The 16205-nt window shown below is 50.2% G+C and carries 12 protein-coding genes and 1 riboswitch; of the genes, 5 read left to right on the forward strand and 7 right to left on the reverse strand.

Annotated elements, in window-relative coordinates; all coding sequences use genetic code 11:
* Nucleotides 1-550 precede the first annotated feature (550 nt).
* Both ACM1PF_RS20510 and ACM1PF_RS20515 read left to right on the forward strand, forming a co-directional pair.
* Entirely contained in the window at nt 551-4663 is a 4113-nt protein-coding gene (locus ACM1PF_RS20510) for a replicative DNA helicase (protein ID WP_416666497.1), read from the forward strand.
* Nucleotides 4664-4985: 322 nt separating this feature from the next.
* Nucleotides 4986-5222 carry a hypothetical protein gene (locus ACM1PF_RS20515; RefSeq protein WP_416666498.1) on the forward strand — a complete coding sequence of 79 codons (237 nt, stop codon included), beginning with the start codon at nt 4986-4988 and terminating at the stop codon, nt 5220-5222.
* A gap of 269 nt (nt 5223-5491) precedes the next feature.
* Here ACM1PF_RS20515 and ACM1PF_RS20520 read toward each other — a convergent pair whose 3' ends face one another.
* Entirely contained in the window at nt 5492-5677 is a 186-nt protein-coding gene (locus tag ACM1PF_RS20520; protein ID WP_416666499.1) for a DUF4278 domain-containing protein, read from the reverse strand.
* Nucleotides 5678-5708: 31 nt separating this feature from the next.
* A riboswitch (Glutamine riboswitch) is annotated at nt 5709-5807 on the reverse strand.
* A gap of 159 nt (nt 5808-5966) precedes the next feature.
* Here ACM1PF_RS20520 and ACM1PF_RS20525 point away from each other — a divergent pair.
* Nucleotides 5967-6467, forward strand: a complete 501-nt coding sequence (locus tag ACM1PF_RS20525) for a pentapeptide repeat-containing protein (protein ID WP_416666500.1) — start codon at nt 5967-5969, stop codon at nt 6465-6467.
* Nucleotides 6468-6504: 37 nt separating this feature from the next.
* Here the strand turns inward: ACM1PF_RS20525 and ACM1PF_RS20530 are convergent, their stop codons facing one another.
* Together ACM1PF_RS20530 and ACM1PF_RS20535 are read right to left on the reverse strand one after the other, a co-directional pair.
* Nucleotides 6505-7782: a dihydroorotase gene (locus ACM1PF_RS20530; protein WP_416666501.1), complete on the reverse strand. Its 1278-nt coding sequence runs from the start codon at nt 7780-7782 to the stop codon at nt 6505-6507.
* A gap of 5 nt (nt 7783-7787) precedes the next feature.
* Nucleotides 7788-9200, reverse strand: a complete 1413-nt coding sequence (locus ACM1PF_RS20535; RefSeq protein ID WP_416666502.1) for a 2-carboxy-D-arabinitol-1-phosphatase — start codon at nt 9198-9200, stop codon at nt 7788-7790.
* Nucleotides 9201-9290: 90 nt separating this feature from the next.
* Here ACM1PF_RS20535 and ACM1PF_RS20540 point away from each other — a divergent pair, with 90 nt between their 5' ends.
* Both ACM1PF_RS20540 and ACM1PF_RS20545 read left to right on the forward strand, forming a co-directional pair.
* Nucleotides 9291-9539, forward strand: coding sequence for a hypothetical protein (locus ACM1PF_RS20540; protein ID WP_416666503.1), 249 nt, complete (start codon nt 9291-9293; stop codon nt 9537-9539).
* Nucleotides 9509-10888, forward strand: coding sequence for a CPBP family intramembrane glutamic endopeptidase (locus ACM1PF_RS20545; protein WP_416666504.1), 1380 nt, complete (start codon nt 9509-9511; stop codon nt 10886-10888). The genes ACM1PF_RS20540 and ACM1PF_RS20545 overlap by 31 nt, the downstream gene beginning before the upstream one ends.
* A gap of 6 nt (nt 10889-10894) precedes the next feature.
* Here ACM1PF_RS20545 and ACM1PF_RS20550 read toward each other — a convergent pair whose 3' ends face one another.
* From ACM1PF_RS20550 to ACM1PF_RS20565, 4 genes are all read right to left on the reverse strand, one after another.
* Nucleotides 10895-11875, reverse strand: a complete 981-nt coding sequence (locus ACM1PF_RS20550) for an aldo/keto reductase (protein ID WP_416666505.1) — start codon at nt 11873-11875, stop codon at nt 10895-10897.
* Nucleotides 11876-11937: 62 nt separating this feature from the next.
* Nucleotides 11938-12957 (reverse strand): tRNA lysidine(34) synthetase TilS, encoded by a 1020-nt coding sequence (gene tilS, locus ACM1PF_RS20555; RefSeq protein ID WP_416666506.1) that lies wholly within the window; start codon nt 12955-12957, stop codon nt 11938-11940.
* 10 nt (nt 12958-12967) lie between these two features.
* Nucleotides 12968-14278, reverse strand: coding sequence for a sensor histidine kinase (locus tag ACM1PF_RS20560; protein ID WP_416666507.1), 1311 nt, complete (start codon nt 14276-14278; stop codon nt 12968-12970).
* Nucleotides 14279-14281: 3 nt separating this feature from the next.
* Nucleotides 14282-16120 (reverse strand): two-component system response regulator, encoded by a 1839-nt coding sequence (locus ACM1PF_RS20565; RefSeq protein WP_416666508.1) that lies wholly within the window; start codon nt 16118-16120, stop codon nt 14282-14284.
* Nucleotides 16121-16205: the final 85 nt, after the last annotated feature.

The following is a 16205-nucleotide window of genomic DNA, read 5'->3' on the forward strand; positions in this document are numbered from 1 at the left end:
CCGAAGTCTTGCCTGCCCGTGAGATCAGGCTCAAACATAGGCTTTAACCCCCTGAAACGATTGGGTTTCATGCTTCAATTTAACCTGCGAAAATCAGGCAAGGGGCGATCGACTCAGACCGATCGCCTTATTTTGTTGGGTTGGTTTGTTGGGTTATTGGGTTGGGTCTATCATTCTGCCTGGTTGACTGGGCGGGCAAGACTTCGGCGTGAGCTCAGTCGAAACGCTGCCCACCCCACAAGTAAGGGCGCACAGCAGTGTGCCCCTACCGGGTGTGTTATTTTGCCGCATCCCCCTTACCCCACAAGATGCTTACCCCACAAGAATTTCAGGTTGTTCAATTTCCTTTCCTGAGAATCTAAAACATTCCCTCTCAAACCTCAAAACCGATCGATTCCCAAGTTACAATACACAGCACGACTTGCTTTAATAGTACAATAGTACTAAAATCTAATCCCCTTCCTATTCCCGCCTCTCTGGTGGGCGATGCCCACCCTACTCTGACTTCTTCTAACTCCTGACTCCCGACTCCCCTACTCAGCACTCTCCCATGCAAGAACTCAGCTTCCAGGGCTATAACGATCGTCTCCCCCCCAAAAATATTGACGCGGAAGAAGCCATATTGGGCGGTATTTTGCTTGATCCTGAGGCGATCGGGCGGGTGATGGAGATTCTGAACCCGGAAGCGTTTTATATCAGTGCCCATAGGGAGATTTTTCGGGCGGCTCTGACGCTGCAAACTCAGGGACGGCCGACGGACTTAATGAGTGTGACGACCTGGCTGCATGACAATGGGCTGCTGGAAAAGGTGGGAGGACAGGGGCAGTTGGCCCAGTTGGTCGATCGCACCATTAGCGCGGTGAATATCGATCAGTATGCGCAGTTGGTGATGGAAAAGTACCTGCGGCGCAAGTTGATTCAGGCAGGAACGGAAGTCGCGCAATTGGGTTATGACACGACGACTCCCCTGGAACGGATTCTGGATCAGTCGGAACAAAAGATTTTCAATATTACCCAGGTACGCCCAACCCAGGGATTGACTGCAACTTCCGATATTCTGACTCAAACTTTCTCGGATATTGAACAGCGGCACCTGGGTCTGGTGACTCCGGGGATTGCCTGCGGATTTTATGATCTGGATGCGATGACCCAGGGCTTCCAGCGATCGGATTTGATTATTGCAGCGGGTTGGCCGTCTATGGGTAAGTGTTTGGCCTATGATGCCAGAATTGCTCTGTCTGATGGGTCGGTTGCAACCATTCAAGAAATTTACCGTCGTCAAACAGCACAATTGCTCACCCTCAAATCGAACTGGCAATTCGGCATCACAGAGCCTTCAGCCTTTGTCGATGATGGAATAAAACCTGTTTTTCAGGTCACGACTCGATTAGGGCGATCGATCGAAACAACCTTAACCCACCCCTTTCTGACGTTGCAGGGTTGGCAACCGCTCTCGGAGTTGAGCACAGGTGACAAAATTGCGGTTCCTCGACGTATTGACATTTTTGGTACAGAAACGCTGCGATCGTGTGAGGTTAAGCTGCTTGCTTACTTGATTGGTGATGGCTGTTTAACGGGAAGAACTCCTAGCTTTACTAACACGAATCCGCAAATTCAACAGGACTTTTGTGAGTCGGTTGAGCAGTTTGGCCAGCTTCAGGTACGAATTGAAACTTCCAATGGACAGCGTGCGCCCAGTTTTTATGTGAAGACCAACCTGAAAACCATTACTCAAGCGCGGCAACAATTTGGCAAACGTTTAAAGTCACTGATTGCAGATCGGGGCATACCAGCTCGGCAAGTTGCTCAACATCTGGGCGTGAGTCCTTCTTTGATTTGCTGCTGGAACAATGGAGATGCTGCACCTAATCGAGAGACGTTTGTTCAGCTTTGTGAAATACTGAATGTTCAACCTGATGAGTTAGTGCCTGAAGGCTATTCAGATATTGAGTTTCAAAATCCATTAACTCTACGACTTAAAACATTAAAGCTATGGGGGAAAAATGCCCATACTAAAACAATTCCTGAAATCATATTTAAACTAGAGCGATCGCAACTTGCACTGTTCTTAAATCGGTTGTTCGCTACCGATGGCTGGGCAACGGTTTTAGGCAGTGGACAGTCCCAATTGGGCTTTGCCTCAGTTAGCAAAACTTTGGTTCAGCAAGTACAACATTTGCTACTCCGTTTTGGAGTAATTGCAACGTTGAAACATCGTTCGGTTCGATATCAGGACGAAAGACGAACCGCCTGGCAGCTTGATATTACAGATGCTTTGTCAATTCAAAATTTCATTTCAGAAATTGGAATTTTTGGTAAAGAAGCAGCTTTAGACAGGGTTCGCAATGCTTTACAACAACGACGATATCAAACCAATCGGGATTTAATTCCAATTGAAATTTGGGAGAACTTGAAAACGGCAAAAGGGGAAGAAAGCTGGCAATCTCTAGCATTGCGATCGGGAATTCAAGGATATACGAATATGCATGTGGGTAAGCGTTCCCTGACCCGCGAACGTTTGCTAACCCTGGCAAATGCATTAAATCACCAGGAGTTAAAAGATCTGGCGATGGGTGATGTGTATTGGGATGAGATTGTGTCCATTGAGTTGACAGGTTACAAACAGGTATACGACTTGACAATTCCTGAAACGCACAATTTTGTAGCCAATGATATTTGTGTCCACAACACAAGCTTCGTTCTCAATATTGCTCGTAATATTGCTGCTTTTCAAAAACTCCCGATCGCCATCTTTAGCCTGGAAATGTCGAAGGAACAGTTGGTGTATCGGATGCTGGCCGGGGAATCTCGGATTGAAAGTGGACGATTGCGCGCCGGACGCATCAGCCCCCATGAATGGGAAGCATTGGGTTCTGCGATCGATTTTCTATCTCGACTCCCCGTTTTTATTGACGATACGCCGAATATTGCCATTGCTGAAATGCGATCGAAGGCTCGCCGCTTGCAATCAGAAAATGGGGGCGTTTTGGGACTGGTTTTAATTGATTACTTGCAGCTAATGGAAGGCGGCAGTGATAATCGGGTGCAGGAATTGTCGAAAATTACGCGATCGTTGAAGGGATTAGCCCGCGAATTAAATGTGCCGATCATTGCCCTATCGCAGTTGAGCCGGGGGGTGGAATCGCGGAATAATAAACGGCCAATGATGTCGGATTTACGTGAAAGCGGCTGTTTGACAGGAGATACACTGATTACGCTGGCAGATAGCGGTCGTCTAGTTCCGATCCGGGAACTGGTAGGGCAATCAGGGTTTGCGGTTTGGGCAGTCGATCCAGTGACCTTGAAGCTAAAACGAGCTTTAGTCAGCCACGCTTTTTGTACTGGCACAAAACCAGTGTATTGTCTCAAAACGCGCCTTGGACGAACGATTCGAGCAACTGGAAATCATCAATTTCTGACGCTAGATGGTTGGGTAAGGCTAGATCAACTTCAAGTTGGCGGTTGTTTAGCTTTACCTCGGCAGATTCCCAACTCTGAGCAACAAACCATGAGTCATGCAGAGCTTGCATTGCTAGGTCATTTGATTGGAGATGGTTGTACCTTACCCCGTCATGCCATTCAACACACGACAAGGGAAAATGACTTAGCTCAAACGGTTGCCACTCTAGCAATTGAGCAGTTTGGTGAGCAAATTAAACCTGTGATTAAACGAGAACGAGAGTGGTATCAAGTTTACCTGGCTGCAAGCTATCGACTGACTCATAAAACTAGAAATCCGATCGCTGCCTGGTTAGATCGCTTGGGTGTGTTTGGTTTGCGCTCTCACGAAAAATTTGTGCCCAATTGCGTATTTGAGCAACCTCAAGCAGCGATCGCTCTCTTCCTGCGCCATCTTTGGAGTACGGATGGTTGCATCTTGCCTGGTCGCAATCAAGGCCATCCAGCCGTATACTATGCTACTAGCAGTCTGAAACTTGCTGTTGGTGTTCAAACCCTTCTCCTGCGTTTAGGAATCAACGGGCGGCTGTCCACTCATTCTCAAACGGGCAAGGGGCGCGACCAATACCACGTCACCGTCAGTGGCAAACCCGACCTGGAACGTTTTGTAGCAATTGTTCAGGCGGTTGGTGCATACAAGTGTGAAGCACTGGCAGCGATTCAGCGTCATTTAGATACGGTTGTTTCTAATACAAATCGAGACATTATTCCTCGTGCAGTATGGCGGAAGTATGCAGTTCCAGCAATGCAAGAAGGCGGAATTACCAGCCGACAGATGCAAGCTCAGTTAGGAAACCAGTATTGCGGTACAACCTTGTACAAATCAAATCTAAGCCGCGATCGAGCCGAACGTTTGGCGCATATTGTCCACTCTGACGTAATGCATCATCTGGCAACCAGTGATATTTACTGGGACACGATCGAATCTATTACTCCTGATGGCGAAGCAGCAGTCTTTGATTTGACCGTGCCCGTACTGCATAACTTCGTTGCTAATAATATTGTTGTTCACAACAGTATTGAGCAAGATGCGGATTTAATTATGATGCTTTATCGGGAAGAGTACTACGATCCTGATACCCCCGATCGCGGTTTAGCTGAAGTCATTATTGCCAAGCACCGGAATGGCCCTGTGGGAACAGTCAAGCTATTGTTCGATCCGCAGTTTACCCAGTTTCGGAATCTGGCGGCTCCAAATCATTGAGCATTTTCCGGCAATCAGTAAACTTGTACAACAGAACACTTGACTGAGGCGATCGATCTGGTATCTTCTTAATTCATGGCTACATAGTGCGTGTTTGCCGTAGCCTGGCTCCCAGCAACCTGGCGAGGTATGAAGTAGTGAGCACCTACAACATACCTCTAACCCCACAGACGACCGTAGCTGTCCGTCGGGCTTGGACTAGTTTAGCGTTTTTGTTGAACACCTCCTATCCCTGGCTTTGCGATGGTTGAATGCGGGGGAAAACCGGGTTGGTGGGTTTCTTCTGATTCCACAATCCCTAATCCATACAAGGAGAATTCCCATGACAGGTGATTTTAACCTGTTCGATCGTCCTGCCTTCGGTGATGATTCCGATCCGAGTGCTGGACAAGAGCGTGTTCGCGTTATCATCTTTGGCTCGAAAGAAGTAGTTCGCGCCACGATTCACGATCTCTATCTCAAAAACTTCCGCAGAATCGAAAGCTGGAGTCCTCTCCTACCCACCCCCGATCCCACTGTATTCATGTCCATCAGCACCGAATACCGCATCATGCATTAACCAAAAATTAGAATAACCCAACCTCTTGTGGGGTAGGCATTTTGCCTGCCCATTCCACCTATCCCTAACTGCCACCAACCTCTTGTGGGGTGGGCATCTTGCCTGCCCATTCCACCTACAAAACGATATAAAAGAAAATAGCGTATACCTCAAAAGGATACGCTACTATGTTCAGCTATTGGCTAACTCTCGTTATCAAACCTAGTGTTCGTGCAACAGGCTAGATTACCGGACTTATCATCACTACCATCTAATCCGCCAACACATCATTAGTAAGCGACTTCACTTGGCGCACCGCGATAAATTAGGTGCAGCACATGATGAATTTTGGGTAATCGCATCGCCCGATGCAACCTAAACGACGAACCACGATAGGTTCCCACAACGGGAGCATCAATCACTTCAGCCTGAGCAGGTGCAGAATTGTAACGGACACCGCGATAAATCATTTCCATGGGTTTCGCCTCCAAAGCGACTATTCACTGAGGCGCGTTCCTTCAAGGATTTTCCTTTACTTCCGTCCCTTAATCAGCCGCTCACTCAGTAATTCACTACGAGCAATTCACTGACTTCGAGATGAACGTTTCTATGTTTCTAATATACCAAGATAACCCGATCGCCTCATCCCTCTTTCGGGTCATTCCAATGGGCGATGCCCCCTGCCATCTGGAAGAAAATCCTGCTCTATTCGGGTGTTAAAAAATGTTAACTTTAGAATCGACGTGGTTCAGGCGTGTAGTGATTATGAGACTCGTGCGGCATATTGTTTGTATCTTGCTTGTTTTGTTTGTTTCCGTATTGAATATTCCCCTATCAGCCCAGGCAGCCAGCTCTGCGGCCGTCCGCTCCTACGATGGCGTGAATGCCACCTCGAAAGACTTTGCAGGACAAACCCTGACTCAGGCGGAATTCAGCAATGCCAAGCTGGAGGGCGCAAATTTCAGCGGTGCCGATCTGCGGGGAGCTGTGTTTAACGGTGTGAACCTAAAGGAAGCCAGCTTTCAGGGAGCCGATCTGACGGACAGTATTGCTTACCTCAGCAACTTAGCCGGAGCCGATTTGAGTAATGCCATTTTGACCTCTGCCATGCTGCTCAAGTCCAACTTCAAAGGCGCAACGGTGACAGGAGCCGACTTTAGCTATGCCATGCTCGATCGAGATCAGGTGATCCATCTTTGCGAGTCTGCCAGTGGCACGAATCCCACCACCGGGGCAGATACCCGTGAATCCCTCGGCTGTCGTTAATTGAGTCGATTAATTGAGTCGATCACTTTAGATGTGATTAGTCCAGCAAAACCCGCCCCCGAATTTCCTGTCCCAACCAGGGGGTATTCTGCGATCGAGACTTGAGCGTTTCAGGAGATACTATCCAGGTGGATTGGGGATCAAACAGGATGAATTCGGCGGGCTGCCCCGGAGCGATCGCAGCAGGAGACTGATTCAGACAACGGGCGGGATGACTGCTGAGACTGCGCCAGAGCGATAGGGCAGACCATTGCCCCGATTCCACAAAGGTTTGCCACAGTAAGGGCAGTGCCAATTCTAAACCGATCGCGCCGGGCGGAGATTCGGAAAACGCGACGGTTTTTTCTTCGTAGGTCAGGGGCGTGTGATCCACAGCGATCGCATCTAATGTGCCATCCTGGATGCCCTGAATTAAAGCTGTTTGATCCTCTGGATTTCCCAGGGGTGGATCTAAATGCAGGCTGGGATCATAACTTTGGGCCGCAGTCACATCCAACAGTAGATGCATCCAGGTAGTGCTGGCTGTAATCGGTAAACCTTGAGCCTTCGCCGCACGAATCAACTCCACTCCCCGTTGAGTAGACACTCGCATGACATGGACGGGAGTCTTCAGCTCCGCCACACATTCCAGCAAAGCTGCCAGGGGAGCCGTTTCCGCCATCACGGGGCTGTCCGGTAATCCCAGGCGCAATGCCGCCAATCCCTCTCGCACCGAACCATTCCCTGCTAACCCTCGATCGCAGCAATACAGAGCGATCGGTTTCTGAAGCATCTGTCCATACTCCAGCAATCGACGCAGCAAAATATTAGAGGCGATCGGCTGTCCATCGGCAAAGCCTACCACGCCCGCCTCCGACAGCTCCATCAACTCCACCATCTGCTCACCCTTCACCCCCAGGGTCAACGCCCCCCAGGGATACAGCCTCAGCCCCCGACTCCCGACTCCCGACTCCCGACTCCCGACTCCCGACTCCCGACTTCGCAACCACTCCACCCCCGCCGGACTATCCACCGCTGGCTTCGTATCCGGCAGTATCGCCAAACGGGTAAATCCACCGGCCATTGCCGCCGCCATCAAAGAGTCCAGTGTCTCCCGGTCTTCAAACCCCGGTTCCCCAGAATGGCTATACAAATCCACCAGACCTGGCCCCAGAACCAATCCTGTGCAGTCTCGTACCTTCGTATCACTGGGATCATCCGCGATCGTCTCCTCCACTGCTTGAATCACGCCATCCCTGATCAGGACATCGGCCGGGCGATCGGTATCAGAGGTCGGATCAATCAAGCGAGCGTGACGAAGCAGTAGGGAAGACATGGACGTTACAACGCTCCTGCGGCTGTTTTATCCAGTACACCCCCTAAATGGCTGGTGATGTTGAGGGCATGGATCAGGGGTCTACCAGAAACGCCATAGGGATAGTCGATCACCGTGACGGAACCATTTCCCTGCTTGTATGCCCAGAAATGGTGCGGCGTTTGTCCGGCGAGATAGCAGAGGAGGGCTTTGTTGACCGCATCGTGGGCAACGACAAGGGTGGTAAACGGACGACCGTGGGGACTATCGGCAGTATCCGCTGCGCCCGTATCCGGGGTGGCTGCCAGGATCACATTCCAGGCTGTGACGGTGCGATCCCAAACCTGCTGCAAATTTTCACCTTCCGGCATCTGGACGGTTTCTGGATTCATTTTCCACTGTTCCAGTTTCCCCGGAAACCCCTGCTCAATTTCCTCTTCCAGCTTGCCTTCCCACAGCCCATGACTAATTTCCTTCAGGTTGTCCTCTAGTTCCAGGGTGACGCTGGGATGGTGCTGGAGAATAATTTCCGCCGTTTCCTTCGGGCGCAACATTGGACTACTGACGGCGCGATCGATCGCCACCGACTCCAAAAATTTCGCAGCCTGCCCCGACTGGGCCTGTCCCTGCTCATTCAGCGGCACATCGATCTGCCCCTGGAAGCGTTTTTCCCGGTTCCATTGGGTTTCCCCATGCCGTACCAGCAGGAATCGTGCCCCTTGAGCCGTTCGGGGTTTCGGTAAGGGTTGACCGAGATGAGCTGTCAGGTTGATGGATTCTAGCTGCACCGGATCGCCCAAACCGCCCGAAAAATTGAGGATACTGATGCCGCAGTTGGACTGGTGAAACACCTGATAGCCCCCTGCCCCTAAACCGATCGCCGCACTGATCAGGGCACGGTTAATGCCACTGTGAGCCACTAGCAGAATCGTCTCGCTCCCGTGGTTCAAGATTGTATCTTTCCAGAACCGCTGGGCCTGCTCGTACAGGGCGATCACAGGGTAGAAAACGCTAACGCTGCCATCCTCAGCGGGCACATTCATCTTCAGCTCCGTTGGAGACTCGCGCCACATCCGGTATTCCTCCGGATACTGATCCTCCACGTCCTGGAAGGATAATCCCTCCCACAGCGGCAGGCTAATTTCCCGCAGGTCATCCGAAAATTTGAGAGCTGGGGCAGAAAACCCATTTTGGCCGAGCATGGAGCTAATCAACTCCGCCGTTTCCTTGGCCCGCTTCAACGGACTGCTATAAATCGTCGTGATCGGCAATCCCTGGAGAGCCGTTCCCACCTGGCCAGCCCCAACGCGACCGGCTTCGGTCAAACTAGAGGCATCGCAAAGCCCCTGCACGCGACGCTCCACGTTGTAGGTGCTTTCTCCGTGACGAACCAGAATAACGCGAGTAGCCAGGATGTTACCCTCCTTAATTAGAGCCAAAAGAGCAAAATACGATAAACCAACAGCATTCTAACCCGTTTAGAGACGGCTCTACCCTAGAATGTGAGAATCACCCAAATGAAGCAGGGAATGACAGGACAACAACTGAAACGGCTGATCTTGGTGGCCATCACCCTGGTGATGGTGGCATTGCTGGGTAGCTCGCTCCTGGGAAGCCTGGGCGAACCGCAAGTTAACGATCGCCTCCAACTGTACCAAACGGATCTGGCCTCCGGGCCCTGGAACTGGTTGATTCACCGGAGGATGCTGCACCAGAAGAGGATTTCTCGGCGGCACGGAATGCCCTATTGGGGGAGAAACCGCTGGAAACGGCATTGAAGCAGTATCAGACGGTGCGCACCTCGGCGGAGGCAAACCTGAATCAGTTTCAGGCGCAACTCCAAACCCCCGGCGATGCCAATGAAACTAACCTTGCAGTTCCCACGGAACCCTCCGCTGCGCCAGTGGACATGAGCCGTCTGAGCACATCCATCCAACAACAGCAGGAGTTGGTCAATCAACTGGATCTGCGAATCGGCATTCTTCAGGCAGAACAGGGGAATACAGCCGAGGCCCAAACCGCCTGGAATGGGATTCTCGATCGCCCCACTTTGCTGCCAACCGGAAAGGATTTGACCCGAACGGCTGAGGTATTAGTTGGACTATGGAGTGAACCGCCTCGCCTCTTGCCCGATGCTGAACCCGTTCTTAAACAACTGGATGGCTGGTTCCGCTACCGTTCCCTGACTCGGCTCTATGAACTGCAACAGCGATCGGATCGGCTGGCGGCACTGCAAGCAACGGAACGACAGGTGGCCCAACGGACGATCGTTAAGTTAGCCCTGGTCAATGTGATTCCGGTGATTGGGGGCACCATTGGGCTGATCCTGCTGATCGGGACGGCCGTACGACAACTGTTCCGCAAAGACACGCCAAAAGTCGATGCAGCGGGAGTAACGACCGCAGAAACCAGCCTGTCCTGGAGTGTGCCCTGGGAATGGGATACGACGTTGCAGGTAATCGTTCTGGGTTTTTTCTTTGTTGGGCAAATTATCCTGCCGTTTTTCCTACAGATTGTGGGCTTAAACTTTGCCGCGTTGGGCAATCAGGCGAAGGCGGCTTACACCCTGACCTACTATCTCCTCATGGCAGGGGGCGGGCTGACTGTTCTCTACCTTTCGATTCGCCCCTTCTTTCCCCTACCGGAAGATTGGTTTCAGATTCAGGGAAAACGCAACTGGTTTTTGTGGGGTTTGGGGGGATACCTGGCCGCGTTACCGTTAATGGTAGGCGTGTCTATTATTAATCAGCAGATCTGGCAGGGGCAGGGGGGCAGCAATCCCCTGTTGCAAACGGTGCTAGAGGAGGGCGATCGCGTTGCCATTTCCCTCTTCTTCTTCACGGCAGCGGTGGCGGCTCCCGTGTTTGAGGAAATTCTGTTCCGGGGGTTTTTGCTGCCTTCCTTAACGCGCTATGTCCCAGTTTGGAGTGCGATCGGGTTGAGTGCGTTGCTGTTTGCCCTGGCTCACTTAAGTCTATCGGAAGTATTACCGCTGGCGGTGTTGGGAATGGTGCTGGGCTATGTCTACACGCGATCGCGGGGATTGCTGGCTCCGATCCTGCTGCACAGTTTGTGGAATAGTGCCACGATGGTTGGGCTGCTGGTGTTGGGAAGTGGATCGCGGTAGGGTTTGTTAGCTGGTCTGGAAAATGTTCTGCACCATGCGCTTGTCTGTCTTCTGGGCTGCCCGATCGAGTTCCAGCACTTCCCCTGGATCGAGCTGCCAGCCTAGGGCACCGATGTTTTGCTGGGCTTGTTCGACGGATTTTGCCCCTGGAATCGGAATTGTCCCTTTGCAGATACACCAGTTCAGCGCCACTTGAGCCGGAGTTTTGGCGCGGGATCGGGCGATCGCCTCCACACAGTCCAGCACGGGACGAATTCCGGGTAGCAGTTGTCGAAACAGGAAACCCCGCAGTCCTTTGGGGAGTTTTTCGCCTTCAGCATACTTTCCGGTGAGCAATCCCAAAGCCAATGGACTGTAGGCGATGAGCTGAATGCCCAACTCATCACAGACTTCCTTGATGCCCAGTTCCGTTACGGGATAGGTGGACAGCAGCGAATACTGTACCTGAAGAGAGGTGATGGGAATACCGCGTTCCGCAAACTTTTGATGCACTCGTCGCAATCGTTTAGAGCCATAGTTGGATAATCCCACCCCTTTCACCTGTCCCTGCTCGTACAGATCCATCAATCCATCCAGCAAGGCCCATTCCTGCCAGGGGGCATAATTCGCCGTAGACCAGTGCATTTGCACCAGATCCACCGATCGTCCCAGCCGTTTTGCCGAAGCCTGACCCGCCGATCGCATGGCTCCTCGCGTCAGCCGCCAGGGATAGGGAGCCAGTTTGGTGGCAATGCAGATCTGCTCCTTGTTCGCACCAACGTAAGCTTCGCTAAATTGTCCTAACAGTTTCTCACTTTGACCGTTGAGCCGTCCGGTGCCGTAGGAATCCCCCGTGTCAAACAATGTCACGCCACTATTCACACAGAGATTAAAAACAGCCTGTAGCTGCTCATCCATACTCTGGTCATAGCCCCACAACAAGCGATTGCCCCAGGCCCAGGTGCCACAGCCCATAGGGGGTAAAGAAAGGGATGGTTGAGTCGGCATGGCTTTAGTCCGTCAGGTTAATCCACGATCCTTAGCAACTCTAAAATTAAGCCTTACCGCTGTCAACCAATCCCATCGCTCCTGCCTTCAGTCCGGTTCATCTCCCCCATCACAATCCACCGATCGTCTACCTGCGCGATCATTCCCCCTGGAAAAGGATCGGTCTGACTCCGATTTGGGGCAGCAATTAAGCCCACCAGCTTTTCAATTTGGTCAAAGGTGGGGGCGATCGGCAGAATCCTGACTAAAAATTGCCGCATGACTCGACGCTGAAGGGCCAGGGGAACGGTTTTGAGAAACGATCGATCGAGTCGAGGCGGAAAATCTGTTTCAACAGAACACTGGTGCAAGAGTTCGATCGCCACCGCCTCCAGGTATTCCACCTCCGCCCGCAACAGTTCTGCCGTCTGATTCAGGGTTTGCTCCACCTGCGGATTAAAGTGGGTTTGCAAATAGGGGATTAATTCCTGGCGAATCCGGTTGCGGGCATAGTGCCAGTCCTGATTGGTTGAGTCTTCCCAAACCTGGAGCTGGGCAGTTTCACAGAACATTCCCGTTTCAGCCCGAGTCACCTCCAGTAAGGGACGCACCAGCATCACCCCCGGAACCAGTGGCCGTTGCCAGGTTAAAGCTTGCAACCCATCGGCTCCACTCCCCCGCACCAGATTATAGAGCAGCGTTTCCGCCCGATCGCTGGCCGTATGTCCCGTGACTAGAGATGAGTAGCCAGACTGACAAGCAAACTCCGCCATCACCTGATATCGCCACTGCCGCGCCGCTGCTTCACTGGTGAGTTTCTCCTCTGACGTTGCGATGAAGCAAGGTACCCCCCAATCCTTCGCCAACTGTTCCACATAGTCTGCATTTGCGGTTGCATCCTGCCGCCATTGATGATTGCAATGGACGATCGCCAGTTGCCATTGCCACTTCGGCTGCAAATTCAGTAACAACTGCACCAGACACAGCGAATCCTGTCCCCCGGACACCGCCACCAGCGATCGGCTGCCCTTCGGTAAAAGTTGCCGTTGCCGCAGGGTGCGATGGAGTTGAGCATGGAGCGGTGTCCAACCAGCGGTATTCATGGGCACAGACTTACAGCATCACGGGCAATTCGATCGTGAAGGTTGTCTTTTCTCCAGGAAGCATAGTGCATGTTAAACGCCCCTGATGTTTTTCCGTCACAATTTTATAACTGGTGGAAAGCCCCAATCCAACTCCTTTGCCAACGGGTTTTGTGGTGAAAAATGGCTCAAATAAGCGGGGCTTTACTGTCTCAGAAATACCGCAACCGTTGTCGGTAATTGAGATGCTGATAGATTGCGTTGAAATTTGTCGCGTCTCAATCCAGATGGTTGGACAGTGTTCCTTCCCTGCTTCAGCTTTTTTAAATCGAGTTTCCAGGGCATCGATCGCATTATTCAGCAGGTTGAAAAACACCTGATTAAGTTGCTTAGGATAGCAGGTGAGTGCAGGTAAATCTTTGTCATACTGTTTGATCACTTTCACCTTAAAATCGCTGTCCTCAACCTGTAACCGATGTTGCAAGAGTGATAATGCACTATCAATCGCCTGGTTTAAATCAACAGCTTTGATTTCCGATTCATCTAAATGGGAAAAAATCCGCAATGCCAGAATAATCGAACGAACGCGATCGACTCCGCGCTGCATGGAATTCATTAGCTTTCTCAGGTCAGTAAGCAGAAAGGGTAACTCGATTTTTTCGATCGCCTGTTGAATTGCAGTAGGTGGATTGGGATATTCCTGTTGATATAAATCAATTAGCATTAGTAAATCTTTTATATAACCTAAAGCGGGAGCAATATTGCCAGAAATAAAGTTAACGGGATTGTTTAGCTCATGGGAAATCCCCGCCACCATTTGCCCTAAACCAACCAGCTTTTCATGGTGAATGAGTTGGGCTTGAGTCGATTTTAAAGTAACGATCGTGTGCTGTAGTTCCAGGTTTTTTGCCTGTAATTGAGCCTGAAGCGTTTGAATTTTTAGTTGATGCTGAACCCGTGCTAAAACTTCTTCAACCTGAAAGGGCTTGGTAATGTAATCGGCTCCCCCAACTTGAAATGCAGTGACCTTATCCGTAGCTTGATCTAACGCGCTTAAAAAAATGACTGGAATCCCAGCCGTTTCCTGATTTGATTTCAATCTTCGGCAGACTTCATAACCATTGAGTTTCGGCATATTAACATCTAACAGGATCAAATCGGGCAGCATTGTTTGCACTGCCGTTAGGGCTATTTGTCCATTAATTGCCTTACGCACGGTATATCCCTGCTCCGCTAGCATAGTGGACAGAAGGCGTACATTATCCACTACATCGTCCACAACCAGAATATCGGCCGTCCTGCGATCGAGGAGAGGAACAGAATCAAGCTCAGTGTTCATCATGTCTTACCATTGAGGGTTTGAAGTGAGTAGGTGAGTGATCTTTTGAGCGGGCAACGGTTGAGAAAAGAAATAACCCTGACCAAAGTCACAGTTCAGTCGCCGTAATTGGTGAAGCTGTTGCAATGTTTCAATACCTTCTGCTACTACGGGCATATTCAAAGTACTGGCAATGCTGATGATCGCTGGGATCAATCCCAACTCACCAGGACGATCCTCTAACCGTTGAATGAACGATCGATCGATCTTCAAACTATGAACCGGGAAAGCGTGTAAATAGCTGAGAGAAGAATAGCCCGTACCAAAGTCATCAATGCTTAAACGAATTTGGCGATCGTGCAACTGCTGGAGAATTTGGAAAATATTATTAGTGCTTTCCATAATTACGCTTTCAGTAATCTCTAATTGCAGATTGCTTGGATTGATTTGAGTCGCTGTTAAGACTCGATCAATTTGTTGAATTAAATCGGTTTGAGTAAACTGCCGTACCGACAGATTAATGCTCATCGTAAAGGTATTATCAACAATGCAATTTTGTTGCCAATGCTTTAATTGTTGGCAGGCTTCTTGCAGCACCCAGGCTCCGATGGGTAAAATTAACCCGGTTTCCTCCGCCACTGGAATGAACTCAAACGGCATGATCATCCCCCGGTTTGGATGCTGCCAGCGTAGTAGTGCCTCAACCCCAGTAATTCGCCCTGCCTGCAAAGAGACGATCGGCTGATAATAGAGCGTTAACTTTCGCTGTTCCACAGCCCGACGCAAATCAGTTTCCAACTGCAACAAATGCAGGGCTGCATTGTGCATTTCAGTATCAAAAATTTGGTAGCGGGCTTTACCCAAAGCTTTAGCTCGATACATTGCGGTATCAGCATCTCGTAACAGATGTTCTGGCTGTTCATACCCCAGATTGCTGAGGGCAATTCCAATACTGGTGCTGATAAACACCTCTCGTTTATCGCTCAAATGAAATGGATCTGTAAATGCTGTCAGCAAGCAGGTTGCAACTTGAATGGCGCGATCGGCATCTACCTGAGGTAGTAGAATGGCAAACTCATCTCCTCCTAACCGAGCCAGGGTATCTTCTTCCCTGAGGCGATTCCGCAATCGTTGAGCGACAGCCAGCAAAACTTCATCCCCTACCAGATGCCCCAATGAATCATTAATTACTTTGAACCGATCGCAATCTAAAAATAAAACTGCAAACTGATAGGATAGGTTAACTTTAGCCTGATTGAGTTGCTGATTCAACTGCTCCATAAAAAATACCCGATTAGGGAGTTGGGTCAGCGCATCGTGGAGCGTCATTTTTATCAGTTGTGATTCAATGCGTTTGCGCTCTTCAATTTCATGAATCAACTCTCTGTTGCTAGCTTCAAGCTGCTGTGTCCGTTTTCTGACTCGCTCCTCTAGTTGGAGATTTAGTTGATGGATTTTGTCATTTTTCTCCTTCAAATCAAGCTGATTGCGAACACGAATCAGCACCTCATCAAAATGGAAGGGCTTGGTGATGTAGTCCACTCCACCGATCTGAAAGGCTTTAATTTTGTCCAATGATTCATTCAGCGCGCTTAAAAAAATGATTGGAATACTCGCTGTTTCAGGTGAGGATTTCAGGTGTTGACAGACTTCAAATCCATTCATATGGGGCATCATAATATCCAACAGAATGAGATCCGGCATTGTAGTTTGAACAGCCCGAATAGCAGACTGTCCGTTCAATGATTTCCGAACGTGATAACCCTTTTTATTCAGCAAATCGGACAATAATCGCAGATTTTCTGGCGTGTCATCAACAATTAAGATGTCATAGGTGATGGCTTTATATGAGCTGTTTCCATCCATTTTCGTCCTGGAGGACGCAGCTTCAGAAATGGTATTCTTTGCTGATTCAAGCCCTACTGATTCAAGCTCTACTGATTCAAGAGAC

Source organism: Egbenema bharatensis FJBBOT/2019, assembly GCF_048077055.1.
Taxonomy (GTDB): domain Bacteria; phylum Cyanobacteriota; class Cyanobacteriia; order Elainellales; family Elainellaceae; genus Egbenema; species Egbenema bharatensis.

What these genes read in the sequence shown, in the direction of transcription:
- tilS (WP_416666506.1), bottom strand. Translation starts at nt 12,957, where the DNA reads ATGAATACCGCTGGTTGGACACCGCTCCATGCTCAACTCCATCGCACC.
- ACM1PF_RS20550 (WP_416666505.1), bottom strand. Translation starts at nt 11,875, where the DNA reads ATGCCGACTCAACCATCCCTTTCTTTACCCCCTATGGGCTGTGGCACC.
- ACM1PF_RS20540 (WP_416666503.1), top strand. Translation starts at nt 9,291, where the DNA reads ATGACAGGACAACAACTGAAACGGCTGATCTTGGTGGCCATCACCCTG.
- ACM1PF_RS20515 (WP_416666498.1), top strand. Translation starts at nt 4,986, where the DNA reads ATGACAGGTGATTTTAACCTGTTCGATCGTCCTGCCTTCGGTGATGAT.
- ACM1PF_RS20530 (WP_416666501.1), bottom strand. Translation starts at nt 7,782, where the DNA reads ATGTCTTCCCTACTGCTTCGTCACGCTCGCTTGATTGATCCGACCTCT.
- ACM1PF_RS20510 (WP_416666497.1), top strand. Translation starts at nt 551, where the DNA reads ATGCAAGAACTCAGCTTCCAGGGCTATAACGATCGTCTCCCCCCCAAA.
- ACM1PF_RS20525 (WP_416666500.1), top strand. Translation starts at nt 5,967, where the DNA reads ATGAGACTCGTGCGGCATATTGTTTGTATCTTGCTTGTTTTGTTTGTT.
- ACM1PF_RS20520 (WP_416666499.1), bottom strand. Translation starts at nt 5,677, where the DNA reads ATGGAAATGATTTATCGCGGTGTCCGTTACAATTCTGCACCTGCTCAG.
- ACM1PF_RS20565 (WP_416666508.1), bottom strand. Translation starts at nt 16,120, where the DNA reads ATGGATGGAAACAGCTCATATAAAGCCATCACCTATGACATCTTAATT.
- ACM1PF_RS20560 (WP_416666507.1), bottom strand. Translation starts at nt 14,278, where the DNA reads ATGATGAACACTGAGCTTGATTCTGTTCCTCTCCTCGATCGCAGGACG.